Origin of the sequence: Corallococcus exiguus, from assembly GCF_009909105.1 — a bacterium.
Taxonomy (GTDB): domain Bacteria; phylum Myxococcota; class Myxococcia; order Myxococcales; family Myxococcaceae; genus Corallococcus; species Corallococcus exiguus.
The window spans coordinates 754,925-780,116 of record NZ_JAAAPK010000003.1 but is presented as its reverse complement, the minus strand read 5'-3'; the positions used below and the strand labels follow the sequence as shown (position 1 = coordinate 780,116).

Here is a 25,192-nt window from a genome sequence, read left to right as displayed (position 1 = left end):
CGGGCGTCAGTCCTTCAGGTGCGTGGTGTCGTTCCAGCTCACGAGGACCGGCTGTCTGCCGCCGGCCTCGGAGCCCAGCACGCTGATGGACGCAGTGCCCAGGTGGAAGAGCCTGCCTCCGTCCGGGGGCAGGCCCAGCCAGCGCGAGGCGAGGATGCGCAGCATGTGCCCGTGCGAGAAGAGGAGCACGTCGTCCTGGAGCGCGCGCGCCTCCGCGATGATGCGGTCGGCTCGGGTGCCCACGTCCTCCAGCGTTTCGCCATTGGGCACGCCGTCCTGCCACAGCGTCCAGTCCGGGCGCGTGGTGCGGATGTCCGCGCCGGTGCGGCCCTCGTAGTCGCCGTAGTTGAACTCCATCAGGTCGTTCTTCTTCTGGGCCACGTCGCCGTAGCCCGCGAGCACGCACGTCTCCTGCGCGCGCGTCAGCGGGCTGGTCCACACGGCGGCGAAGCGCCACTTGCTCAGCGGCGCGTGGAGCCGCTCCGCCATCTGGCGGCCCTCTTCCAACAGCGGCAGGTCCGTGCGGCCGGTGTGCTGGCTGCTGCGGCTCCACTCCGTCTCACCGTGACGGACGAGGACCACCTGGGGGGCGCGTGTGTTCATGGCGCCAATCTGTGTCAGCCCGTGGCGGGACGGGAGGGAAAAGTGCACGCGCTACCGCTTGCGTGTCCGCCACTCCTCACGGCTCTGACCCCAGATCTCCACCTCGTGGTCGTTGTAGGGCGCCGGCAGCATGCCCATGCGCAGGAAGCGTGAACCCAGCCGGCGGGCCACCTGCTTCGACGGCTCGTTCGGAGGGGAGATGGAGTGGATGACCTCCGTCCACCCGAGATGGTCGAAGGCCCAGTCGATGGTGGCCGCCGCGCCTTCCGTCGCGTAGCCCTTGCCCCACGCGTCGCGCGACAGGCCCCAGCCGACCTCCGGGCCCGGCCACTCCGCGGGCTGCCAGGGCCCGAGCCGTCCCACCCACTTGCCGGTGGACTTCTCGAACACGGAGAACATGGCGAAGCCCTGGAGCACCCAGGAGCCGGCCATGGCGCAGACGGCGCGCCACACGTTGGAGCGGGGCTGGAGGCCGCCGATGTACCGCGCGGTCTCCTCGTCCGCCATCATCGCAACGAAGCCCTCCAGGTCCTGGAGCGTGGGAGGACGCAGGATGAGGCGCGGCGTTTCGAGGGTGGGCCCCAGGATGGGCGGGGTGTGCATGTCCGGTCTCCTGGCGCCGGCGACGTGCCGGCGCGTGGAGCGGACCTTAGCGCTTCAGGCCGCGCTTGATGTCCGCGCAGAGCTGCTTCGCCGCGGCCGGACCGTCCGAGTGGGCGGCCTTCACCAGCGCGCTGCCCACGACGACGCCGTCCGCGTGGGCCACCAGCGGCCGGGCCGTTTCCGCGTTGGAGATGCCGAAGCCCGCCACCACCGGCACGGACGCGGCGCGCTTCACCAGGTCCAGCCGCTGTGACAGGTCCGGCGGCAGCTCCGCGCGCATGCCGGTGACGCCCGCCACGGACACGCAATAGACGAAGCCTCGCGCGTCCTTCGCGATGGCCTCCGCGCGCGCGGGCGGCGTCGTGGGCGCGCACAGGGGCACCAGGTCCACGCCCTCCTTGTCGAACGCGGCGCGGATGCTCGCGCTCTCCTCGGGTGGCAGGTCCGGGAGGATGGTGCCCACGATGCCCCGCTCGCGCGCGAGCTTCGCGTAGCGCTCCTCGCCCATGGCCATCACCACGTTGACGTAGGTCATGATGACCAGCGGCGTCTCCGGGCAGCGGCGGCGCACCTCCGGCACCACTTCGTCCAGCACGCGGCGCAGGGTGGCTCCGGCCTTCAGCGCCCGCTCCGAAGCGGCCTGGATGACGGGGCCGTCCGCGATGGGGTCGCTGAACGCCACGCCAATCTCCAGCACGTCCGCGCCGCCCTCCACCATGGCGGCGAACACGTCCACGGACTTCGGCAGGTCCGGGTCGCCCGCCATCGCGTACGCCACCAGCGCGCCTTCTCCGCGGGCCTTTGCCTTCGCGAACGCCTTGCCCAGCTCCGTGCTCATGACTTCACCCCCGTCGCAGGCGGCACTCCGCGCGCCGAGATGGTCGCCACGTCCTTGTCACCCCGGCCCGAGCAGTTGATGACCAGGTGCTTGCCCTTGCCCATGTCGCGGGCCAGCGAGCGCGCCGCCGCGAACGCGTGCGACGTCTCCAGCGCGGGGAGGATGCCCTCCGAGCGCGCGACCTCGTAGAAGGCCGTGAGCGCCTCGTCGTCCGTCGCGGTGCGCACTTCCATGCGTCCCGTCTTCGCCAGGTGCGCCAGCTCCGGCCCCACGCCCGGGTAGTCCAGGCCGGCGGAGATGCTGTGCGCCTCCTGAATCTGGCCGTTCTCGTCCTGGAGCACCAGCGAGCGCGAGCCGTGCAGCACGCCCTCCGTGCCCAGTGTCAGCGACGCGCCGTGCTGGCCGGAGTCCAGGCCGAGGCCTCCCGCCTCCACGCCGACGAGCCGCACCGCCGTGTCCGGAATGAAGGGGTGCAGCGCGCCGATGGCGTTCGAGCCGCCGCCCACGCACGCGATGATGGCGTCCGGCAGCCGGCCCATCGTGGCCAGCGTCTGGGCGCGAATCTCGCGGCCGATGACGGCTTGGAAGTCGCGCACGATGGTGGGGTAGGGGTGCGGGCCCGCCGCGCTGCCGATGACGTAGTAGGTGTCCTGCACCTGCGACACCCAGACGCGCATGGCTTCGTTCATCGCGTCCTTGAGCGTGCGCGAGCCCGACTCCACCGGCCGCACCACCGCGCCCAGCGCGCGCATGCGAAAGACGTTGAGTGCCTGGCGCTCCACGTCCAGCGCGCCCATGAACACCTCGCAGGGCAGGCCGAAGAGCGCGCACGCGGTGGCGGTGGCCACGCCGTGCTGGCCCGCGCCCGTCTCCGCGATGATGCGCTTCTTGCCCATGCGCCGGGCGAGCAGCACCTGGCCCACGGTGTTGTTGATTTTGTGCGCGCCCGTGTGCGCCAGGTCCTCGCGCTTGAGCCACACCTGCGCGCCCCCCCACGCCTCCGTGAGGCGGTGCGCGGGCGTCAGCGTGGTGGGACGGCCCACGTATTCGCGCAGCACGCGGGTGACTTCCTCGCCGAAGGACGCGTCCTGCTGCGCCTTCGCGTAGGCCTCTTCCAGCTCCAGCAGCGCCGGGACCAGGGTCTCCGGCACATAGCGTCCGCCGTAACGGCCGAAGCGGCCCACGGCAGTGTCCGTCGTCATGGCACGACTCCTCAGAGGTTGAGGGACTGGACCGTGCGCACGAAGGCGCGCACCGCGTCCAGGTCCTTGATGCCAGGGGAGGACTCCACTCCGCTGGCCACATCCACACCGTAGGGCCGGGTGGCCTTCACGGCCTCGGCCACGTTGGAAGGCTTGAGTCCGCCCGCCACCAGCACCGGCAGGCCGCAGTCCGACAGCTGCTTCACCAGCGACCAGTCGAAGGTGACGCCGCCACCGCCGTAGCCCGGGGCCGCGCCGTCCAGGAGCAGCCCCGCTACATCACCCACGCCCACGTAGCTTCTGGCCTTCTCCACGTCGTCCGGCCCGCGCACGCGCAGCGCCTTGATGACGGGCACGCCGTAGCCAGCGCAGTCCTCGGGGGACTCGTCGCCGTGGAGCTGCACGGCGGTGAGGCCGCACTCGCGCACGCGCACCCGGATGTCCTCCGGCTTCGCGTTGACGAACACGCCCACCATCGCGGCCAACGGAGGCCGCGTGCGTGCGAGCTCCGCCGCCGTGGCCAGGTCCACGAAGCGGGGGGAACCCGGATGGAAGTTGAGTCCCATCGCGTCCGCGCCCGCGGCCCACACGCCTTTCGCGTCCGCGACGCGCGTCACTCCGCAGACCTTCACCAGGACCCTCATGTCCCGTCGCCTTCCAGCCCGAGCAGCCGTCGCAGGGCACGGCCGGGGTCGGCGTCGCGCAGGAGGGATTCGCCCACGAGCACGGCGTTGGCGCCCGCGTCGCGCGCGGCGGTGAGGTCCGCCAGGTGCTTGAGGCCGCTCTCCGCCACCAGCGCGGTGGACCGGGAGCGCAGCGCGGGCATCACCCGGAGCGCAGTGCCGGTGTCCGTCTTCAGCGTGGCGAGGTTGCGGTTGTTGAGGCCGATGATGCTCGCGCCCGCGGCGAGTGCGCGTTCGGCGTGCGCCTCCGTGTGGGCTTCCACGAGCGCGGCCACGCGCACCTGCTTCGCCGCGGCGATCATCTCCCGGAGCTCCGAGTCCCCGAGCGCATCCGCGATGAGCAGCACCGCGTCCGCGCCCCAGGCCGCGCTCTCCTCCACCTCGCTGGCGGCGACGAGGAAGTCCTTGCGCAGCACGGGGATGGAGACGGCGGCCCGGACCGCGACCAGGTCCTCCAGGCTGCCGCCGAAGTCCGGCCCGTCCGTGAGCACGCTGATGGCGCAGGCGCCCGCGGCTTCGTAGGAACGGGCCACCGCGACCACGTCCGCGTGCGGGAAGGCGCCGCCCGACGGGCTCTTGCGCTTCACCTCCGCGATGACGTTGACCGGATGTCCGAGCGTGCGACGCACCAGCGCCTGCGCGAAGTCCCGCGTCGGGGGATGCGCGCCGTGCGTGGGCAGCGGGCGGGTGCCCAGCTCCCGGCGCTTGCGCGCCATGATGACGTCCAGCGTGCCCGGTGCTTCAACGGGCTTCGCTGCCGAAGTGGAGGTCGTCATGACGGGATGCCTCGCGTGCTGGAGGCGACGGCCGTACGCCGTGCGGCACGCATGAGGACTCCTCGCGTGCGGAGGCGCGCCGCCGGCTTCGGATTGGAAGTGCGCGCCGTCATGCCGCGACCCTCTGGATGAGCGCCGCGAGCTTGCGTTCGGCGGCTCCGGAGTCGATGGCGTGCTCGGCCCGCTTCACGCCTTCCTTCAGGGTGTCCACCAGACCCACGATGAGCAGCGCGGCGGCCGCGTTGAGCAGCACCGCCGTGCGCACACCGTCGCGCTCTCCCGCGAGCAGCCCGCGCAGGCGCTTCGCGTTCTCGTCCGCGTCGCCTCCCGCGATGGACTCACGCGTCACCGTCGTCAGACCCGCGTCCTCCGGCGTCACGGTGAAGCGGCGCACGGTGCCGTCCGCGCACAGCTCCGCGACCTCCGTGGGCGCGCACGGCGAAATCTCATCCAGCCCGTCGTGCCCGTGCACCACCCAGGCGCGCCGGCTGCCCAGGCGCCCCAGCACGCGCGCGGTCTGCTCCACGCGCTGCCGGTCGAACGTGCCCAGCAGCTGGTAGCGCGCGCCCGCGGGGTTCGTCAGCGGCCCCAGCAGGTTGAACACGCTGTGGAAGCCCAGGTCCCTGCGTGCCTGCGCCACGTGCTTCAAGGCACTGTGGTGCGAGGGCGCGAAGAGGAAGCCCACCCCGTGTTCGTCGATGTCGCGCGCCACCTGCGCGTGCGCCCGCTCCATGGACACGCCCAGCGCCGCCAGCACGTCCGCGCTGCCGCAGCGGCTGGAGACCGCGCGGTTGCCGTGCTTGGCCACAGTCACCCCCGCCCCGGCGGCCACGAAGGCCACCGCGGTGGAGATGTTGAAGGTGTGCGCTCCGTCACCCCCCGTACCGCAGGTGTCGAGCACCACCTCCGCCAGGGGAGCAATCTTCGCCGCGCAGGCCCGCATGGCCTCTGCCGCGCCGAGGATTTCATCCTCGGTCTCTCCCTTCATGCGCAGCGCGGCCGCCAGCGCACCGACCTGCGCGGCGGATGCCTCGCCCGCGAGCATCTGGCCCATCACGGAGGCCATCTCCTCGCGGGAGAGGTCGCGCCGGCTCACCACCCTGCCCAGCGCTTCCTTGAGGGTCATGGCCTATCCCAGCCTGACCATTTCGCGTCCCATCGCCTGGGCGATGGCCCGCACTTCACCCATGGCCTTCTCGAACTCGGAGAAGTCCAGCGACTGGAAGCCGTCCGACCTCGCGCGCGGCGGATCCGGATGCACCTCCACGATGAGGCCGTCCGCGCCCGCGGCGACCGCGGCCCGCATCATCGCGGGGACGGCCTTGCGCACGCCGATGCCGTGCGACGGGTCCACGAACACCGGCAGGTGCGTGAGCGCCTTGAGCATGGGCACCGCGTTCAAATCCAACGTGTTGCGCGTCATGTTCTCGAACGTGCGGATGCCCCGCTCGCAGAGGATGACCTGGGTGTTGCCGCGCGCGACGATGTACTCGGCCGCCATCAAGAGCTCCTTGATGGTGGCGCTGATGCCGCGCTTGAGCAGCACGGGCTTGCGCGTCTCGCCCACCGCCTCCAGCAAGCTGAAGTTCTGCATGTTGCGCGCGCCCACCTGGAGGATGTCGGTGTGCTCCGCGACGGAGGCCAGCGTCGCCGTGTCCTTCACCTCCGTCGTCACCAGCAGGCCCGTCTCCTTGCGCGCCTCCGCGAGCAGCGCCAGGCCGTCACCCTTGAGGCCCTGGAACTCATAGGGGCTGGTGCGCGGCTTGAACGCGCCGCCGCGCAGCATGGTGGCGCCCGCCTGCTTCACCGCCTGCGCGGTGGAGATGATCTGCTCGCGCGACTCCACGGAGCAGGGGCCCGCGATGACGTGGATGGCGGCGCCGCCGAGCGTGAGGTTGCCCACGCGCACCAGGCTGTCCTCCGGCTTCACCTCGCGGCTGACCAGCTTGAACGGCTGGGAGATGGCGACCGCGTCCGCGACGCCGGGCAGCACGCGGAAGGGCTCCGGCTCCACCGCGCCCGGGTTGCCGGTGATGCCGATGGCGGTGCGAGAGCCCCCTGCGATCGCGTGCGGATGCCAGCCACGGCGGCGGATCTCATCGTTCACTCGCTCGATGTCCTGGTCCGTCGCGTCTGGGCGCATCACGATCAGCATGGGGAACTCCTGCTCTTTCTCTCCAAAGGGCACGCGGGCGGATGCCTGCGTGGGTGTGCTTGGAGCACCGTGCACACGGCAACCTTTGCCGTAACTGTCGGATGCCCGCAACCGAACCAGAGTCTTGCTTGCACGTCCTGGCGTTATCAAGCCAGGGTCCGCACGCTCGTACGGAAGGCGGACCATGGCGAAGCGGCCCGGGGTCATCGTGGTGGGTGGGGGGCTCGCGGGCCTGGCGTGTGCGACGGCGCTGCTCGAGGCCCGCGTGGACGCGCACGTGCTGGAAGCAGGGGACTCACCGGGCGGAAGAGTGCGCACCGACTCGCACGAAGGGTTCCTGCTGGACCGGGGCTTCCAGGTGTACCTCACCGCCTACCCGGAAGGTCAGCGGGTGCTGGACCTGAAGGCCCTCTCGCTCCAACGCTTCATCCCCGGCGCGAAGGTGTGGCGGGGTGGGCGGCTGCACACGCTTGCGGACCCGTTGCGGCATCCCGTCACGGCGGTGTCGCATCTGTTCGACGCACCAGGAGGTCTGTCGGACAAGCTGCGCGTGTTGGAACTGCGGCAGCACGCGACGTCTGGCGAATTGGGCGACTTGTGGCAGCGGCCCCAGCAGGAGTCGCGGCGCTTCCTGCTGGACCTGGGCTTCTCCGAGGAGATGCTCGAAGCGTTCTTCACGCCCTTCCTCGGCGGCATCTTCCTGGAGCGAGGGCTGACGACGTCCAGCCGGATGCTGGAGTTCGTGTTCCGGATGTTCTCCACGGGCTACGCGTCCGTCCCAGCGCAAGGGATGGGCGCCATCCCCGAACAGCTGGCGGCGAAGCTGCCCTCGGGCGCGCTGCGGATGCGCGTGCGCGTGGAGGAGGTCTGGGGGCACCGCGTGCGCCTGCCGGGCAGTGAGCTGCTGCACGCGGACGCCGTGGTGGTGGCGACGGACCCAGGCAGCGCGGCGTCGCTGCTCGTGGGCATGCCCGCGCCCCGGATGAACCGCGTGACGTGTCTGTACTTCGCGGCGCCGGAGCCGCCGGTGGAGGGGCCGTGGCTCGTGCTCAATGGTGAGGGGCGCGGGCCGGTGAACAACGTGGCGGTGATGAGCGAGGTCTCCGCCGCGTACGCGCCCCCAGGGCAGTCGCTGGTGTCCGTGTCGGTGGTGGATGACCCGGGCGGCGAGGACTCACTGGAGGCGCGTGTGCGTGCGCAGCTCACGGAGTGGTTCGGCGCGGCGGTGTCCGCGTGGCGGCATCTGCGCACGTACACGCTCGCGGAGGCACTGCCCGCGCAGCCTCCGTCCGCGCTGGTGGAACCGCACCGGCCCGTGCGGCTGGCCGCGGGGCTCTATGTGTGCGGAGACCACCGCGAGAACGCGTCCATCGACGGAGCGCTCGCGTCGGGGCGCCGCGCGGCGGAGGCGGTGTTGCAGGACATGGGGAGATAGTCCTCCGTTGTTGCCTGCGAAGCTGCGCGTTGCCTTCCAGACAACACCTTGCGTGAGGGCAAAACCGCGAAGGAAGGGAGACCAGCCAGCCAGGCCCCGGACAGCTGGACGCATTGCCCGCAGCGGACCTAGGGTCGGACGCTCTCACACGTTCTTCCAAGGATTCCGTTCATGCTCCGCCGCCTTGCCCTCCTGGGATTGCTCGGTCTCGCGGCCTGTCCCGGCGAAAACAGCGACGACGATGACACTGATGCGACGAAGGGGACCGTCTCGGGCTCCCTGCAGCCGTTCCAGGCTGGCTCCGCCGCCGCGAACGCCAGTTCGTCGCTGGATGCGTTCTTCTCGCTGCCGGGCTCGAAGAACCTGTCCCAGAAGGTCTCCAAGGCTCTGGCCGCGCAAGGCGTGTGGCGCACGGGCATCCCGTCCAAGCAGCTGACGCACGAGGCGTCGCTGCTGCCGGGAGAGATCATCATCCGCTTCGACACGCCGGGCCTGTCCGCGGAGGAGGCCGTCGCGCAGGCGCGCGTCGCGGGCTACCACGTCGTGCACCAGGCCTTCCTGAGCGATACGCAGCACCTGCTGCGCTACGAGGTGAGCCAGCCCCAGGCGATGTCCGGTGGCGCGCCCACCGTGCGCGCGCTCACCCAGGCGGAGCACGTGCGCGTGCTTTCCCAGGTGCTGGCCGTGCAGGGCGTGCAGAACGCGGAGAGCAACATCCGCGTGCGGGCGCAGGCCGTGCCGAATGATCCGCTCTACTCGCGGCAGTGGCACTACAAGAACATGAACCTGCCGGCGGCCTGGGACCTGGGCACGGGCAGCGGCTCCATCGTCGTGGCGGTGGTGGACACCGGCATCACGTCGCATCCGGACCTGAACTCGCGCGTGCTGCCGGGCATGGACCTTATCTCCAGCCTCACCAACGCGGGCGACGGCGATGGCGTGGACACGGACCCGACGGACAACGGCAAGGACCTGCCCAACGGCGGCTCGTCGTTCCACGGCACGCACGTGGCGGGGACCATTGGCGCGTCGTCCGACAACGGCTTGGGCGTGGCGGGCGTCACCTGGTCCGGCCGCAACATCCTGCCGGTGCGCGTGCTGGGCACGCAGGGCGGCTCGCTGGCGGACATCATCGCGGGCGTCACCTGGGCCAGCGGCGGCCCCGTCACCGGCGTGCGGCTGAACACCACGCCCGCGCGGGTCATCAACATGAGCCTGGGCGGCGACGGTCCTGCGTCGACGGAGATGCAGACCGCCATCAACGCGGCCAACGCGCGCGGGGCCATCCTGGTGGTGGCCGCGGGCAACGAGAACGTCAACACCAACAGCAGCTTCCCCTGCAACCAGCAGAACGTCATCTGCGTGGGCGCGGTGCGCTTCAACGGCAAGCGCGCCAGCTACTCCAACTTCGGCACGCAGGTGGACGTGATGGCCGCTGGCGGCCAGACGAGCGAGGACCGCAACGGCGACGGCTTCCCGGACGGCGTGCTGTCCACGCTGCCCAACAGCACCAACCAGCCTTCCTACGAGTGGTACCAGGGCACCAGCATGGCCACCCCGCACGTGGCGGGCATCGTGGCGCTGATGCTGGCGCAGGACTCCAAGCTCACGGCGGCGGACGTGGAGGCCATCCTGAAGGACACCGCGGACAAGACGAGCCAGTGCTCCGAGGGCTGCGGCGCGGGCCTGGTGGACGCGTACGCCGCGGTGCTGCGCGCCAAGGGCGGCGGTGATCCGACGCTGCCCCCGAAGCTCGCCATCACCACCACGCAGCTGTCCTTCACCGGCGCGTCGTCGCAGGCGCTGACGGTGCGCAACAACGGCGGTGGCACGCTGCAGGTGAGCGTGGCCGTCTCCGGCGCCAACGCCTCCGCGGTGTCCGTCTCCAGCACCTCGCTGTCGGTCCCCGCGTACAAGTCCACGGCGCTGAACGTGACCGTCACCCCGGGCTCGCTGGCGCCGGGCAGCTACGTGGCGCAGATCGACCTGACCGGCGCGTCGAGCGCGGGCAACGCGCAGGTGCTGGTGAAGTTCCGCGTGGGCGCCTCGGATGAGAAGGACGCCGTCATCGGGTTCGCGTACCTGGACGCGGCGGGCGAGGTGCAGGTCGACGACGACGGCATCTCCGTGGTGCGCGCGGCCGGTGGGTACAACTACAGCCTGAAGGTGACCCCGCGCGACTACCTGGTGCTGGCGTCCATCGACGACACCGGCGAAGGGGACTACTTCGAGGACGGCGACCGCGTGGGCTTCTGGCGCGACACCACCCAGGTGGAGACCGTGACGGTCACCAAGGGCAAGACGACCAGCGACATCAGCTTCACGCTGGTGCCCTACCAGTCGGATGACGACCACACGCCCACGACGACCATCGGTGGGGCCTGCACCACCAACAGCACGTGCGGCACGGGGGGCCAGTGCCTCACCGGCGCCAGCTTCCCGGGCGGCTACTGCACCCAGAGTTGCATGACGGCCGGCTGCCCGTCGGGTTCGGACTGCTACAGCAACGACCGGGGCGCCACCGCCTACTGCTTCGTGACCTGCACGCCGTCGAGCGGCAACACCCAGGGGTCGTGCCGCACGGGCTACCGGTGCGTGAGCGACGGCGCGGGCAGCGGCGCGTGCCTCCCGTAGTGCCGTGAAGGTTCGTACCGGCGCCGGCGGTGCACGCGTGAACGTGCCCGCCGGTGTCCATCGCGCCGGGGTACGCTGCCGCGCGCGATGACTGCTTCTCCCGTTGGACCGCCGTCAGCCGGTGACGCGGCCCTGCCACTCTGGCGGGTCGCGGCCGCTGGCGGCGTGTTGGCCTGGACGGCGCTGGTGCACGTGCATCCACCGCGCTTCTTCGCCGTCGCTTCCGTCTTCTGCGCCGTCTGGCTCGCGGTGACATGGCGGGCGATGGGCCCCTGGCGAAGGCCGCCTCCCTCCCTGTCGCTCCTGGATACCGCGTGGGGTGTCGCCCAGGCGGTGGTGCTGTTCGCGGGCGCGAGGGCCTTCCTGTGGGCGTTCTGCGGCGGCTTCACCGACGCGCTCTGCGAGCCGCTGCAATCCGTCTACTCGACGTTTGGCACGGGGTCGCTGGGGACGGCGCTGGCCCTGGTGTTGCTGCTCGTTCCGGCGGAGGAGCTGTTCTGGCGCGGCTGGGTGCAGGGCGCGCTGCGTCCCCGGCTGGGCCGGTGGGGCGCGGTCGCCGGGTCTGCGGTGCTGTCGAGCGTCGTGCTGCTGGGCTTCGGTGAGCCGCTGCTGGCCCTGGCCGCGCTGCCCACGTCGCTCGCCTGGGGCGCGCTGGCCGAGTGGCGCCGGACGCCTGCCGCGTCCTGGGTGAGCCATGCCTTGTGGGATGTGCTCATCGTCGTGGTGTGGCCCGCGACGTGAGCGCGCGTGCCAGAATGCGCGCCCATGGCTTCGACTCCTGAGGTGGTCGTCTTCGGCGCGGGCAGCATCGGCTGTTACGTGGGTGGGCGGCTCGCCGCGACGGGCGCGACGGTGCGCTTCATTGGCCGCGAGCGGGTGGTGGCGGAGGTGCGTGCGCACGGCCTGCACCTGACGGACTGGCAGGGCGCGGACCTGAAGGTGCCCGCGGCGGACGTGCGCATCGACACGGGGCCGGAGGCGCTGTCCACGGCGGACCTGGTGCTCGTCACGGTGAAGTCCGCGGCGACGGAGGAGGCGGGACAGACGCTCGCGCCGCGGCTCAAGCCTGGGGCCATCGTCATCAGCTTCCAGAACGGACTGCACAACGCGGCGGTGCTGCGCGGTCTGCTGCCAAACCACACAGTTCTCACGGGGATGGTTCCCTTCAACGTCGCGGCGCAAGGGCAGGGCCATTTCCACGCGGGGTCGGAAGGCACGCTGGAGGTGGAGCGGCACGCGGTGCTCGCGCCGTTCGTGGATGCATTCACCCGCGCGGGGCTGGCATTGAAGCAGCACGCGGACATCGTCGCGGTCCAGTGGGCGAAGCTGTTGTTCAACCTCAACAACGCGCTCAACGCGCTGGCGAACCTGCCGTTGAAAGAGGAGCTGTCACAGCGCGCGTGGCGCCGGTGCCTGGCGCTCGCGCAGGGCGAGGCGCTCGCGGTACTGGGGCGCGCCGGGGTGAAGCCCGCGAAGCTGACGCCGCTGCCGCCGGGATGGATTCCCGTGCTGCTGGGGGCGCCGGACGCGGTGTTCTCGGTGCTGGCGAAGAAGATGCTGGCCATCGACCCGAAGGCGCGTTCGTCCATGTGGGACGACCTGCACGCGGGCCGCAAGACAGAGGTGGACTACCTCAACGGCGAGGTGGTCCGGCTGGCCCACCAACACGGCGTCTCCGCGCCGGTGAACTCACGGCTCGTGGAGCTCATCCGCGAGGCGGAAGCGGGGCAGCGCCGCCAGTGGACCGGTGAGGCGCTGCTCGTGGACCTCAAAAAGGCGGAGCTGGCGAACAGGGGGTGAGCTGTGCGTGGCGGGCCTCGCGACCCGCGCACGCACGGGAACATCAGCTCCGGGCGGCCACCTGCGTGAGCAGCGCCGTCATGCGCCGGGCGAACCGGTTCGGGTCGCTCAGCGGGCTTCCTTCCGTGAGCAGCGCCTGGTCGTGGAGCAGCTCAATCCACTCGCCCACCTGCGGCGCGGCCGGGTCGTTCGCGAGGAGTCCGCGCAGGTGCTCGATGACCGGGTGCTTGGGGTTGACCTCCAGGATGCGCTTGATGCGCGGCATTCCCTTGCCGCGCTCCTTGAGCAGGCGCTCCAGGTAGGCCGGCGTGCCGCCCTCCGACACCACCAGGCACACCGGCGAATCCGTGAGGCGGTCCGACACGCGCACCTCGCGCACGTCCTCCTTCAGCACGTCCTTCATCTTGTCCGTCAGGCCCTTGAGCCCTTCCGACTGCTGCTCCTTCGCCTTCTTCTCCTCGTCCGTGGACTGGAGCTTCAGGTCCGCGTTGAGCGCGGAGACCAGCGGCTTGCCCTGGAACTCGCGCAGGCCCTGCGCGGCCCACTCGTCCACCGGGTCCGTCATGAAGAGCACCTCGTAGCCGCGCTGCTTCAGCGCCTCCAGGTGCGGGCTGTCCGCCACTGCCTTCCGGCTCTCGCCGTAGACGTAATAGATGGCCTCCTGGCCTTCCTTCATGCGGCCTACGTAGTCCGCCAGCGACGTGAGGCCCTCCTCACGCGAGGACTCGTAGCGCACCAGCGCGCCCAGCTTCTCGCGGTACTCCGTCTCCAGCGTCAGGCCTTCCTTCACCACCGTGCCGAAGGACTCCCAGAACGTGCGGTAGTCGTCCGGCTTGTCCTTGGCCAGCTTCTCCAGGAGGTCCAGCGACTTCTTCACCACGTGCTTGCGGATGGCGCGCACCACCGCCGAGTCCTGCAACATCTCACGCGACACGTTGAGCGGCAGGTCGTCCGAGTCGATGACGCCGCGCACGAAGCGCAGCCACTGCGGCACCAGGTCCTCGCAGCGGTCCATGATGAACACGCGCTTCACGAACAGCCGCACGCCGCGCTGCTGCTGCGAGTTCAAGTCGAACGGCGGGTGCTTGGGCACGAAGAGCAGACCCGTGAACTGCTGCGTGCCGTCCGCCTTGAAGTGCGTCCACGCCAGCGGCTTGTCGAAGTCGTGCGTCAGGTGCTTGTAGAACTCCTGGTACTGCTCGTCCGTGATTTCGCTCTTCGGACGCTGCCAGAGGGCGCTGGCCTTGTTCACCACCTCCAGCGCCTGCTCCGTGGCCTGCGTGTCCCCGCTGCCCACCTGCTTCGTCACCTGGAGCTTGATGGGGTGGCCCACATAGTCCGAGTACTGGGTGATGAGCTGCTTCAGCTTCCACTCGTCCAGGAACTCCTTCTGGTCCGCCTTCAGGTGCAGCGTGATGGCGGTGCCGCGCGTGGCCTTCTCCGCCGGCTCCACCGTGAACGTGCCGTGCGCCTCCGACGCCCACTTCCACGCGGAGGTCTCACCGGCGGCGCGGCTCACCACCTCCACGCGGTCCGCGACGAGATACGCGCTGTAGAAACCCACGCCGAACTGGCCGATGAGCTGCACGTCGTTCTTTCCCTTCTGCGCCAGCGCCTGGAGGAACTCGCGCGAACCGGAGTGCGCGATGGTGCCCAGGTTCTTCACCAGCTCGTCATGCGTCATGCCGACGCCGGTGTCCTCGATGGTGAGGGTGCCCTGGTCGGCGTTGGGGACGATTCTCAGCTCCAGCGCGGGCTCGTCCTTGAGCAGCTCCGGCTCCGTGATGGAGCGGAAGCGCAGCTTGTCCAGCGCGTCGGACGCGTTGGACACCAGCTCACGCAGGAAGATCTCCTGGTGGCTGTAGAGCGAGTTGATGACCAGGCTCAGCAGCTGCTGGATCTCCGCCTGGAATGAATGGGTTTCCCGCTGGGGGTGGGTCTCTGCGGACATGAAGGCCTCCGGGCGCTGACGGAACGCGCCAATGCTCTTCCCCATAACCATGCCTGCCGGCTTGTCGAGAAGAGGGAATCCGCCCACACCCGTCGCTGGGAGGCGGGGGCGGGTTGGGGTAGGGAAGGGGCCATGCCCAAGTCCAGAACCCTGCTGCCCCTGCTAGGCGCGATGCTCCTGTCGAGCGCCGCGCCCGCCCAGGAAGCCCCCGCCCGCCTGCCGGACGCCCCGACGCTGAAGCGGATGACCGCGCGCTTCGCCCCCGTGGACGTCAAGGTGGACGTGTCCAAGCTGCCGGACGCGGAGAAGCGCGCCCTGGCCAAGGTCCTCCAGGCGGCCCGCATCATGGACCCCCTCTTCCTGGGCCAGGCGTGGGCGGGCAACCAGACGCTGCTGCTGGACCTGGTGAAGGACACCACGCCCCTGGGCAAGGAGCGGCTGCACGCGTTCCTGCTCAACAAGGGCCCCTGGTCGCGCCTGGACGAGGCGAAGCCGTTCATCCCCGGCGTGCCGGCCAAGCCGGACGAGGGCAACTTCTATCCCGCCGGCGCCACCAAGGCGGAGGTGGAGGCGTGGGTGAAGAGCCTGCCGGAGGCGAAGCAGCACGAGGCCACGGGCTTCTTCACCACGCTGCGCAAGGGGACGGACGGCAAGTTCGTGAGCGTGCCCTACAGCGTCGAGTACCAGGGTGAGCTGGGCATGGCCGCGCAGCTGTTGCGTGAGGCGGCGGCGCTCACCCAGCAGCCCACGCTGAAGCGCTTCCTGGAGACGCGCGCGGCGGCGTTCCTGTCCAACGACTACTACGCGAGCGAGGTCGCGTGGATGGAGCTGGACGCGAGCGTGGACCCCACCATCGGGCCCTATGAGGTCTACGAGGACGGCTGGTTCAACTACAAGGCCGCGTTCGAGGCCTTCATCGGCGTGCGCGACGACGCGGAGACGCAGAAGCTGGCGAAGTTCAGCGCGGAGCTCCAGGAGCTGGAGAACAACCTCCCGATTGAGCCGGGCCTGCGCAACCCGAAGCTGGGCGCATTGGCCCCCATCCGCGTCATCAACAGCATCTACTCGTCCGGCGACGGCAACCGGGGCGTGCAGACGGCGGCCTTCAACCTGCCCAACGACGAGCGCGTGGCGGCGGAGAAGGGCACCAAGCGCGTGATGCTGAAGAACATCCAGGAGGCCAAGTTCCAGCGCGTGCTGGTGCCCATCGCGAAGGTGGCGCTGCCCGCGAAGGACCGCAAGGACGTGTCCTTCGACGCCTTCTTCACGCACATCCTCATGCACGAGCTGATGCACGGCCTGGGGCCCCACAACGTCACCGTGGCCGGGAAGCAGACGACGGTGCGTCAGGCGCTGCAGGCGGCCTCCAGCGCCATCGAGGAGGCCAAGGCGGACATCTCCGGCCTGTGGGCGCTCCAGCGGCTGGTGGACAAGGGCACGCTGGACAAGGACCTGCAGCGGACCATGTACACGACGTTCCTCGCGTCCGCGTTCCGCTCCATCCGCTTCGGCATCGACGAGGCGCACGGCAAGGGCATCGCGCTCCAGCTCAACCACTTCCTGGACACCGGCGCGGTGAAGGTGAACGCGGACGGCACCTTCGAAGTGGTGCCGGACAAGATGCAGGCGGCCGTCACGTCGCTGACGAACCAGCTCATGGCCCTTCAGGCCTCGGGCGACCGCACCGCCGCGGAGGCGCTGCTCGCGAAGCAGGGCGTGGTGCGCCCCTCCGTGCAGAAGGTGCTGGAGCGGCTGAAGAACGTGCCGGTGGACATCGAGCCGCGCTACGTCACCGCCGACTCGCTGGTGAAGGACTTCGGCGCCCCGGCCGCCACGCCCGCGGCGAAGAAGTAGTGTCCCCGGCCACGCTCCGTCCCACCCGCGCGCTTTTCTTCGTGCGCGGGGGACGGGGCCTGGCCAGTAAGGGAGCCATGGCGCCCGAGCCCTCCACCCGTCCCGCCCCTCCCGACCCGTGGGGCGTCGTGCTCGCGCTCGCGATGGTGGGCGCGTGGGGCGGGCACCTGGCGTGGATGCTGGCGGGGCCCGCGCTGCCGTGGGTTTCACCGCTCCCCTGGCTGCATGTCCTCCTGCAGATGTGGCTGTCCACCGGCCTCTTCATCACCGGGCATGACGCCATGCACGGCACCGTGTCCCTGAATCGCCGGGTGAACGCCGCGGTGGGGATGTTGGCCTGCTTCCTCTTCGCGGGGCTGTCCTACCGCCGGCTGGTGGTGAACCACCGCGCGCACCACGCGGACCCCACCGGCGAGCACGACCCGGACTTCGCGGCGCGGGGCGTGTCGTTCTGGCCGTGGTTCGGGGCCTTCATGGTCCGCTACACGACGTGGCTGCAAATCGCGGTCATGGCGGTGAAGTTCAACGTGTTGCTGTGGCTGGGCGTGCCCCAGGCGCGCATCCTGGCCTTCTGGGTGCTGCCATCGGTGCTGGCCACCGTGCAGCTGTTCTACTTCGGCACCTACCTGCCGCACCGGCGCCCGGAGACGGAGGGAATGGCGCCGCACCACGCGCGCTCCCTGCCTCGCAACCACCTGTGGGCCCTGCTGTCGTGCTTCTTCTTCGGCTATCACTGGGAGCACCATCAGTCCCCCGGCACGCCCTGGTGGCGGCTGTGGCGGGCGAAGGACGCCCGGCGGTAACCGGAAAAGGGGCTGGGGCGTTATAGAGGGAGTCATGCGCGACAAGCTCCCTCCCGAGCCCCCTGGCTCCGAAGTGACGCCCGAGAAGCTCTACGTGCGCCGCCGCGAGTTCATCAAGAACGCGGGCCTGTTCGCGGGCACCGCCGCGGTGGTGGGCGGCGGGCTGTACCTGCTGGGCATGAAGCGCACCCGGCCCATGGACGGCTTCGTGCCGGACGCGGGCGCGGTGGCCCAGCCGGTGGTGCCCGCACAGGGCCTCTTCAGCACGGACGAGCCACGCACGCCCTACGAGGACATCACCACCTACAACAACTTCTACGAGCTCGGCCTGGACAAGAACGACCCGGCCCGCCGCGCGCACCTGTTGAAGACGCGGCCGTGGACGGTCGTCATCGACGGGGAAGTGCACAAGCCGTGGACCGTGGACGTGGATCAGCTCATCTCCGCCTTCCCGCTGGAGGAGCGCGTCTATCGGATGCGGTGCGTGGAAGCCTGGTCCATGGTGATTCCGTGGCTGGGCCTGCCCCTGGGCAAGCTGCTGGACCGCGTGCAGCCCACGTCCTTCGCGAAGTACGTGGCCTTCACCACGCTGGAGGACCCGGAGCAACTGCCCGGCCAGAAGAGCCCGGTGCTGGACTGGCCTTACGTTGAAGGGCTGCGCCTGGATGAAGCCCAACACCCGCTGACGCTGCTGGCCACGGGCCTCTACGGCAAGCAGCTGCCCGCGCAGAACGGCGCCCCGTTGCGGCTGGTGGTGCCGTGGAAGTACGGCTTCAAGGGCATCAAGTCCATTGTCCGCATCACGCTCACGCGCGAGCAGCCGCCCACGACGTGGAACATCACCAACAAGCGCGAATACGGCTTCTACGCCAACGTGAACCCGGCGGTGGATCACCCGCGCTGGAGCCAGGCCTCGGAGCGCCGTATTGGTGAAACTTCGCGCCGGCCCACGCTGCCCTTCAACGGCTACGCGGACGCGGTGGCCGGCCTCTACAGCGGCATGGACCTGAAGCGGGACTTCTGAACGATGGCCTCCTCCAAGCTCCCCTGGCTGAACCCCGCCATCGCCGTCGGAGGACTGTCCCCGCTGCTGCTGCTCGCGATGCAGGGGGCGCAGGGACAGCTGGGGGCCAACGGCATCGAGTTCGCCCTCAACCAGACGGGCCTCTTCGCGTTGGCGGTGCTGCTGGGGTCGCTGGCGTGCACGCCAGTGCGGCTGGTGACGGGCTGGACGTGGCCCGCGCGCATCCGCCGCACGCTGGGCCTGCTGGCCTTCACCTACGCGGCGACGCACTTCCTCACGTACGCCGTGTTGGATCAGGGCCTGGACGTGCGCGCCATGGCGGAAGACGTCTTCACCCGGCCGTTCATCACCGTGGGCTTCACCGCGCTGATGCTGCTGGTGCCGCTGGCCGTCACCTCCACGAACAAGTGGGTGCGGAAGCTGGGCTTCCCCACGTGGCAGCGCCTGCACCGGCTGGCCTACGTGGCCGCGGTGCTGGGCGTGGTGCACTTCGTGTGGCGGGTGAAGCAGGACGTCACGGAGCCGGTGCTCTACGGGGCCGTCCTGGCGCTGCTGCTGGCCGTGCGCGTGGGTGAGGCGCTGCGCAAGCGGCGGGCGCTCGCGCGCCCGGCCTGAAGCTTCGCTACTTCGCGGTGGCGCGGGGCAGCGGGAGGATGGTGTCCACCAGCGTCATCAGCTGCGCGCAGCTCACCGGCTTGCGCACGAAGGCGCTGATGCCGGCCTTCTGGCCCAGCGCGCGCACCTCCGCCACGTTCGGATCGCCCGTCATCATCAGGATGGGGACCTTGGACAGCCTGGCGTTGCTGCTGGCGCGGATCTGCCCGGCGAAGTCCGCGCCGTTCATCCCGTCCATGTGGAAGTCGGTGAGGATGAGGTCCACCTGCTCCGCCTCGGCGACCTTGAGGCCTTCCTCGGCGGACTCCGCCTCCAGGAACTCGAAGCTGCGGGCCATCAGGTAGATCTTCAGCAGCGTCCGGATGGAGCGGCTGTCGTCCACCAGCAGCACGCGCTGCGGACCGGTCCCCCCGGTCGGACGGACCGTGGGCGTGCTCCCCGTGGGACGGGGGGGCGCGGTTTCGGGGGTGGGGAGAGGGCCGACCTTCATCGGAATCAAAACCTCGGGGAGGAAACGCCTCCAGCGGCTCCGCCCATGGTCGCGGAAGGGCCCTGCGAAGTCAAAGCAACCAGGGCACCACGCCGCGATTTCAGGAGGGCGAAAACGACCTCAGCGGACCTCCAACACGAAGGCCTGGGACTGCACGCCCGGCAGCCCCACGGCCTCCGCGAGCGCCGGGTCCAGCTCGTTGGGCAGCCGCCACGTCTGACCCGTGGACTGCAGCAGGGTGACGCTGTAGCGACCCGGGGGCACGGCCGCGAGCGGCGCGGGCGCGGCGGGGTCGCGCGCGTCCAGAGCGAGTGCGCGGATGGCCACCACCAGCTGCGGAACGAAGACGGGCTGCGGGCGAGGCTTCCCTTGTTCGTCGAGCAGCGCGGCGAGCAGGGGATCAGGCGACAGGCCCGCCGCCAGCACCGTCACGTCCGGCTTGCCGTCCTTGCCGCCGCTCACGCGCGCGTAGTCCACGCCCTCCTCGTCCACCACGCCGTCGCGGTTGAGGTCGTTCTCATCCACGTAGCCCGTCACGCCTTCCGCCAGCTTGCGGACGATGACGCGCGGCCAGAAGTCCGGCACGCCGTCGCCGTTGGCGTCGTCCGGGACGCCGTCCTTGTTGGCGTCAATCAGCTGCACCCAGAAGCCAGGAGGCCGTTGATCCACCGCGCCGGTGAGGACCTGCGGCGTGAGCGTCAGCGTCTTCATGGGCGTGGTCGCGGTGTTGAACTCGCGCGGGTCCGCGGTCTGGAACGCCGGCCGGTCGAAGGGGACGGTGGCCGAGTCCGCGAAGGACACGGAGACACCGCTGAGCGGCTGGGGCCAGCCGTCCGCGTTCGTCGTCACTTCCAGGACGCGCGTGGCGCTGGTGATGGGGTCCACCGCGCCGCCGCCCACGTCGCCCGCGTTGGGCTCGGAGGTGACGCCGTACCAGGGGTTGAAGTCGGACACGTGGCAGGGCTGCGGGATGTTCCGGCAGGTGTCCGCGTCGATGAAGCCGCGCAGGAGGTAGCGGCCCGGCTCCACCAGGCTCAGTGAGAACGGCGCGGTGAACGGGCCCGTGGAGCTGTCACCCATGGACGCGCCGAACAGCTCCGCGGCGGTGACGACGGTGAAGGCCAGCGGACGGCCGGAGCCCGCGGGCGGCGGCGGGTTGGCCGCGTCGTAGATGAACACGATGGCGTTGCCGCGCGCGCGCGACTGCACCACCAGGCTGCCCTCGATGCGGGCCGAGCGCGTGTGCTGGCGGCCGTCCGCGGTGGGCACCACGTCCGGGGCATCACAGCCGCCGGACAGCAGCGACGCGAGCGTGAACGCGAGGAAGGGAAGGGCGCGCTTCATGGGGTCACCGTGAGGTTGGCGAACACGCGCCGCTCGATGCGGTTGCCGAAGGGGTGCTCCGCGTGGCTGCCACCGAGCTGGCTGCCTTGCAGCGCCACGGAGACGAAGTCCTTCACCACGGTGTAGCCCACGCGGGCGTTGACGACGGTGTACGCGGGGAGGTTGTTGGCGATGAGGTCCACGCGCGTCGGGTCGGACGCGGAGGGCTCGCGCTCCACCCAGGTGGTGGAGGTCGTGAACGCCGCTTCGATGCCGAACTCCAGGTCCGTGCGCGTGCGGTAGGTGACGCCGCCGAAGAGGCGGAAGGCCGGCGTCTGGCTGCACGTGCCGCACTGGCCTTCGTCCGGCAGGTCGGAGCTGACGTGCTGGTACGCGGCGCTCGCCTTCACGCCCAGGCCGTCGATGGGGGACACGTTGATGCCCGCCTCGACGCCGCGCGCGGTGTAGATGGCGGCCTCGTTGGTGAACATGGAGCGGCCCAGCAGGTAGTTGCCGGTGCCGCTGTCGTAGGACTCGCCGGCGGGCAGGGGCTGCACGGGCGACAGGGCGATGAGGTCCTTCACCGTGTTCTGGTAGAGGGCCACGTCCCAGTCCAGACCCAGGCGCGGGGACTCACCGCGCCAGCCCAGCTCCAGCGCGTTGAGGCGCTCGGGGCGCAGCGTCCGGTTGCCGGTGGTCAGCAGGCTCACGCCGTTGACGCCCGGAACGGGCACGGGCAGCCGGGTGTAGCTCTCCAGGAACGTGGGCTCGCGGAAGGCGGTGGCCACGGACGCGCGGAAGGCGTGCCCTTCAATGGGCTGGAACACCGCGGACAGGCGCGGCGACTGCGCGATGCCCGGGTTGCCCTTGTCGAGCAGCGGGTGGCGGTCCACGCGGTAGCTGACGATGAGGCGCAACGGCTGCACGATGCGCCACTCGTCCTGGACGAAGGCCGCCGCGTGGAACTCCTCGCGCAGGTCGTCCAGGTACTGGAAGGCCACGCGCTTCAAGCGGCCCTCCACGCCGATGTTCACCTGGTGCTCACCGGCCAGCTCGAAGCCGCGCGCGTACAGCGCTTCACCGTTGAAGACGTTGGACGCGACGCTGGTGCTCAGCGAGCGCTGGCCAATGGCCTCGTACTGCGGGCCCGCGTCGCCGGACAGGTGGTTCCAGAACGCCTTGAGCTTCACGGCGCCCAGCTCCACGTCGGCCTTGGCGTACGCGCCCAGGCCGTCGATGTAGTAGTTGCGCAGCAGGCCCAGCGGATAGATCTCCGTCAGGTAGCGGTGCACGCCGCCGGAGAGGCCAATCGCCCGGCCCTCCTCGAAAGAGTAGACGGTGGACAGGTTGGCGCGAGCCCCGCGCTGCCCCAGGTCCGGATCCGCAGGCCCTTGCAGGGCGAAGTCCGGACGGCCGCTCTCGTAATCGCGGCTCCACTTGTCCTGCTGCTGGTAGGCGGCGGACGCGCGGTAGCGCAGGCTGCCGTTCTGGCCGTGGCTGACGAACGAGCCCTGCACGGTGTTGCCGCCGCCCGCCATGGCGCTGAAGCGCGCGCGCCGGCCGGTGCCGGGGGCCTGGGTGATGATGTTGATGACGCCCAGCATCGCGTTGGCGCCGTACAGCGCGCTGCCCGGACCGCGGATGACCTCGATGCGGTCGATTTCTTCCAGGCCGATGGGCAACCCCGCCCACACCGTGAGGCCGAGGAAGTCCTGGTACTCGGTGCGGCCGTCCACCAGCACCAGCACCTTGTTGGCCAGTCGCTGGTTGAAGCCGCGCAGGCTGACGTTGGCGCTGCCCACGCCCATGGCCATCACGTCCGCGCCGGGCACGCGGCGCAAGAGCTCCGGCAGCGTGGTGGCGCCCGACAGGCGGATGTCCTCCGCGGTGATGACGGTGGTGGCGTTGGGCGCCTCCAGCGAGGACTGGGCGCGGCGGCTCGCCGTCACCACGCGCTCTTCGTACGGCACCAGGCCCTGGTCACCAGAGGTGTCGCCGGACTCGGCGCTGCCGCTGGAGCTGGCGGTGGGGCCGGGCGTGGCCGAGGGCTGCTGCGAGCCCTGGGGCTGGGCGGTGAGCGACTCCGCGCGGTTGACGGCCTTCTCCAGCCGCTCCATGAGCGTGGCCAGCTGCTGCTGGGCCTGGATGCTCGTGGGGGGCGGCGGCGGCATGGGCAGGCCGGTGGTGCCCGTCGTGCCGGTCTCGGTGCCGGGGGTGGGCGCCTCCGCCTGGGCCGCCTTCTGCGTGGACTCCAGGCGTGTGACCTGGGCCTGCACGTTGGCGGTGTCCGGCGGATTGGAGGCGAGGTAGCGCTTGTAGGCATCCAGCGCTTCGTCCAGCCGGCCCGCGTCCTGGTACGCCCGGGCGATGTTGTAGAGGACGCTGGGGTGCGGCTTGATGTTGTAGGCCTCTTCCAATTCGGCGATGCCCTCATCGAACTGCTTCTGTTCGATGAGGTTCATGCCATTGCGGAAGTGGCGGCGCGCTTCAAGTCGCGCGTCCGCCAGGGCCTCGGTCGCGCAAAGACACAGCGCGAGGAGCGCTCCACGTCGGAAGGCTGTCGGGGGATTCACTGGTACGGATCGTCCTTGTACGAGGAACCCGGAGCCTTGGGGGAAGGCTTCGGTCCCTGCTTCTTGATGCGCGGAAGCTTGATGGAGACGTTGACGGTGGTGCCCGGCTCGCCTGCGTACTTCTTGCTGACGGTCTGGTAGCCGTCCATCGCGAACGACACCTCCACGGACGCGAGGCCCGGGCCGTCAGGGGTGTGGGTGATGACCATCGGCGTCGTGCCACGCACCTGGCCGTCGAGCATGATCTCCGCGCCCTGGGGGTCGCTGTCCAGGTCGAAGCGCACGGTCCGGGGGGCGGCTGGCGGCGGCGTGACGGCGGTCTCCGCGACGGCCGTGGGCTCGCGAGCAGGGGGCGGCTGCGCGACGGGCGTGCGCGCCACGGGGGCGGACTCGACCGGATCCACCGGGGGCTTCTGGGCGCCGCGCAGCACGAAGATGCCCGCCACGCCCAGCCCCACGATCAGGGACGCGCCGAAGAGGGCGATGCCCAGGCCCTTCCTGGACTTCTTCTCCGCAAGGCCACCGGCCTCGTCCACGGAGATGTCCAAAGCCATGGTGTTGGGCGCGGGCGTGGGGCCGGAGCCCAGCGCCTGATGGGGGCCGGTGTGGATGCCGCTGTGCGGACCGCTGTGGGGGCCGGAGCCCACCGCGTTGAGGCCGGTGCGCGTGGCGAAGACGCCGCTGACGCCGGACGCGGACGCGGCGGAGCGCATGCCCTGGAGCACGGCGTCCATGGACGCGTAGCGGTCCACGGGGCGCTTGGCCAGGCACTTCATCACCAGCGCCTCCACCTCCGCGGGCACGTTGTGGTCCGGCCACACGGTGTAGAAGGGAGGCGGCGGGTCGTTGATGTGCTTGACGATGACGTCGATGCTCTGCGCCGCCTGGAAGGGCGGCCGGCCCATCAGCACCTGGTAGAGCACCACGCCCAGGCTGTACACGTCGCTGCGCGGATCCGCGATGTTGCGCGCCTGCTCCGGCGCCATGTACTGCGGCGAGCCCAGGATGACGCCCGCCTGCGTGAGGGTGGTGTCCTCCTTCATGGAGGCGTCCCCCGAGAAGGACTTCACCAGGCCGAAGTCCAGGACCTTCACCACGTCGTGGTCGGCCTCCTGGTTGAGGACCATCACGTTGGCGGGCTTGAGGTCGCGGTGGATGAGACCGACCTTGTGCGCCTCGCGCAGCGAGCGGGCCACCTGCTGACCGATGGCGAGCGTGCGCTCCCACGGCAGCGGCCCTTCCTGGGTGAGCAGCTGCGACAGCGTCAGCCCCTCCAGGTACTCCATGGCGATGTAATAGATGCCGTCTTCCGTCTTGCCGTAGTCGATGACGGTGACGGTGTTCGGATGGCGCAGCTTCGCGGTGACGCTGGCCTCCAGGAAGAAGCGCTTCTGGAAGCCGGGGTCCTTGCCCTCGCCGCTGTACTGCGGGTTGAGGACCTTGAGCGCCACCAGGCGGTCCAACGGGGCCTGCATGGCCTTGTAGACGCGGCCCATGCCTCCGGCGCCAAGCGTCTCCAGGATGCGGAAGCGCTCGTTGAGGATCCGCCCGAGCAGGGGATCCGGCACGTCGGCGGGCGCGCCCTGGCGGCGGGCGTCGCTTTCGATCATGTGTTCCCCCAAGGTGAAGAGAAGGACCGCATACGTCGTTTCAGACCCGGCGGATGCTAGCACCGCCTTTGAAAACCGCCCAAGAGACGTGCCGCTATCATCGCCGCGCCCCAGCGCCGAGTTTCCGGCCCGCGAGGCACGCTCGCACTCCCGCACCTCCCGTGCGCATCGCGTCCCCCGGTGGGGGTTGGAAAACGAGGAAATCAGCGTCCGTTGCCGC

The 25,192-nt window shown here is 70.3% G+C and carries 21 protein-coding genes; 8 read left to right on the top strand and 13 right to left on the bottom strand.

Annotated elements, in window-relative coordinates:
- Positions 1-6 precede the first annotated feature (6 nt).
- The 8 genes from GTZ93_RS14650 to aroF form a co-directional block, all read right to left on the bottom strand.
- Positions 7-603, bottom strand: a complete 597-nt coding sequence (locus tag GTZ93_RS14650) for a histidine phosphatase family protein (protein ID WP_139920869.1) — start codon at positions 601-603, stop codon at positions 7-9.
- Between the two features lie 51 nt (positions 604-654).
- A complete protein-coding gene (locus GTZ93_RS14645; protein ID WP_161662821.1) occupies positions 655-1,206 on the bottom strand; it encodes a GNAT family N-acetyltransferase in 552 nt (183 codons plus the stop codon).
- A 46-nt stretch (positions 1,207-1,252) separates the two neighbouring features.
- Entirely contained in the window at positions 1,253-2,044 is a 792-nt protein-coding gene (gene trpA, locus GTZ93_RS14640; protein ID WP_120578335.1) for a tryptophan synthase subunit alpha, read from the bottom strand.
- Entirely contained in the window at positions 2,041-3,246 is a 1,206-nt protein-coding gene (gene trpB, locus GTZ93_RS14635) for a tryptophan synthase subunit beta (protein WP_139921098.1), read from the bottom strand. Before trpB ends, trpA begins: the two co-directional genes overlap by 4 nt.
- Before the next feature lie 11 nt (positions 3,247-3,257).
- Entirely contained in the window at positions 3,258-3,890 is a 633-nt protein-coding gene (locus GTZ93_RS14630; RefSeq protein ID WP_139921096.1) for a phosphoribosylanthranilate isomerase, read from the bottom strand.
- Positions 3,887-4,705, bottom strand: coding sequence for an indole-3-glycerol phosphate synthase TrpC (locus GTZ93_RS14625; RefSeq protein WP_139921094.1), 819 nt, complete (start codon positions 4,703-4,705; stop codon positions 3,887-3,889). The genes GTZ93_RS14630 and GTZ93_RS14625 overlap by 4 nt, the downstream gene beginning before the upstream one ends.
- Positions 4,706-4,814: 109 nt before the next feature.
- Positions 4,815-5,831 (bottom strand): anthranilate phosphoribosyltransferase, encoded by a 1,017-nt coding sequence (trpD, locus tag GTZ93_RS14620; RefSeq protein ID WP_139921092.1) that lies wholly within the window; start codon positions 5,829-5,831, stop codon positions 4,815-4,817.
- Positions 5,832-5,834: 3 nt separating this feature from the next.
- Complete coding sequence (aroF, locus tag GTZ93_RS14615) at positions 5,835-6,860, bottom strand: 3-deoxy-7-phosphoheptulonate synthase (protein ID WP_120578340.1); 1,026 nt, start codon at positions 6,858-6,860, stop codon at positions 5,835-5,837.
- A 184-nt stretch (positions 6,861-7,044) separates the two neighbouring features.
- On the opposite strand from aroF, the gene GTZ93_RS14610 reads away from it, so the two are divergent.
- The 4 genes from GTZ93_RS14610 (at position 7,045) to GTZ93_RS14595 (ending at position 12,729) form a co-directional block, all read left to right on the top strand.
- Complete coding sequence (locus GTZ93_RS14610) at positions 7,045-8,295, top strand: NAD(P)/FAD-dependent oxidoreductase (protein WP_139921090.1); 1,251 nt, start codon at positions 7,045-7,047, stop codon at positions 8,293-8,295.
- A gap of 171 nt (positions 8,296-8,466) precedes the next feature.
- Positions 8,467-10,929 (top strand): S8 family peptidase, encoded by a 2,463-nt coding sequence (locus GTZ93_RS14605; protein WP_139921087.1) that lies wholly within the window; start codon positions 8,467-8,469, stop codon positions 10,927-10,929.
- 87 nt (positions 10,930-11,016) lie between these two features.
- Complete coding sequence (locus GTZ93_RS14600; protein ID WP_257979392.1) at positions 11,017-11,670, top strand: CPBP family intramembrane glutamic endopeptidase; 654 nt, start codon at positions 11,017-11,019, stop codon at positions 11,668-11,670.
- A 24-nt stretch (positions 11,671-11,694) separates the two neighbouring features.
- On the top strand, positions 11,695-12,729 hold the full coding sequence (locus GTZ93_RS14595; protein ID WP_139921086.1) for a 2-dehydropantoate 2-reductase: 1,035 nt from the start codon (positions 11,695-11,697) through the stop codon (positions 12,727-12,729).
- A gap of 43 nt (positions 12,730-12,772) precedes the next feature.
- On the opposite strand, the gene htpG is transcribed toward GTZ93_RS14595, so the two are convergent.
- Positions 12,773-14,680, bottom strand: coding sequence for a molecular chaperone HtpG (htpG, locus tag GTZ93_RS14590; protein ID WP_121754577.1), 1,908 nt, complete (start codon positions 14,678-14,680; stop codon positions 12,773-12,775).
- Between the two features lie 132 nt (positions 14,681-14,812).
- On the opposite strand from htpG, the gene GTZ93_RS14585 reads away from it, so the two are divergent.
- The 4 genes from GTZ93_RS14585 (at position 14,813) to GTZ93_RS14570 (ending at position 18,976) form a co-directional block, all read left to right on the top strand.
- A complete protein-coding gene (locus GTZ93_RS14585; protein ID WP_161662820.1) occupies positions 14,813-16,534 on the top strand; it encodes a dipeptidyl-peptidase 3 family protein in 1,722 nt (573 codons plus the stop codon).
- A gap of 77 nt (positions 16,535-16,611) precedes the next feature.
- Positions 16,612-17,337 carry a fatty acid desaturase gene (locus GTZ93_RS14580; RefSeq protein ID WP_161662819.1) on the top strand — a complete coding sequence of 242 codons (726 nt, stop codon included), beginning with the start codon at positions 16,612-16,614 and terminating at the stop codon, positions 17,335-17,337.
- 34 nt (positions 17,338-17,371) lie between these two features.
- Entirely contained in the window at positions 17,372-18,361 is a 990-nt protein-coding gene (gene msrP, locus GTZ93_RS14575; RefSeq protein WP_120598049.1) for a protein-methionine-sulfoxide reductase catalytic subunit MsrP, read from the top strand.
- 3 nt (positions 18,362-18,364) lie between these two features.
- On the top strand, positions 18,365-18,976 hold the full coding sequence (locus GTZ93_RS14570; RefSeq protein WP_139924025.1) for a protein-methionine-sulfoxide reductase heme-binding subunit MsrQ: 612 nt from the start codon (positions 18,365-18,367) through the stop codon (positions 18,974-18,976).
- A gap of 7 nt (positions 18,977-18,983) precedes the next feature.
- Here GTZ93_RS14570 and GTZ93_RS14565 read toward each other — a convergent pair whose 3' ends face one another.
- The 4 genes from GTZ93_RS14565 to GTZ93_RS14550 all read right to left on the bottom strand — a co-directional run bounded on the left by GTZ93_RS14565 (position 18,984) and on the right by GTZ93_RS14550 (position 24,972).
- On the bottom strand, positions 18,984-19,466 hold the full coding sequence (locus GTZ93_RS14565; protein ID WP_161662818.1) for a response regulator: 483 nt from the start codon (positions 19,464-19,466) through the stop codon (positions 18,984-18,986).
- Positions 19,467-19,586: 120 nt separating this feature from the next.
- On the bottom strand, positions 19,587-20,810 hold the full coding sequence (locus GTZ93_RS14560; protein WP_139918948.1) for a hypothetical protein: 1,224 nt from the start codon (positions 20,808-20,810) through the stop codon (positions 19,587-19,589).
- Positions 20,807-23,362, bottom strand: coding sequence for a TonB-dependent receptor domain-containing protein (locus GTZ93_RS14555; RefSeq protein ID WP_180946073.1), 2,556 nt, complete (start codon positions 23,360-23,362; stop codon positions 20,807-20,809). The genes GTZ93_RS14560 and GTZ93_RS14555 overlap by 4 nt, the downstream gene beginning before the upstream one ends.
- Positions 23,359-24,972 carry a serine/threonine-protein kinase gene (locus tag GTZ93_RS14550; RefSeq protein WP_126936279.1) on the bottom strand — a complete coding sequence of 538 codons (1,614 nt, stop codon included), beginning with the start codon at positions 24,970-24,972 and terminating at the stop codon, positions 23,359-23,361. The genes GTZ93_RS14555 and GTZ93_RS14550 overlap by 4 nt, the downstream gene beginning before the upstream one ends.
- Positions 24,973-25,192 lie beyond the last annotated feature (220 nt).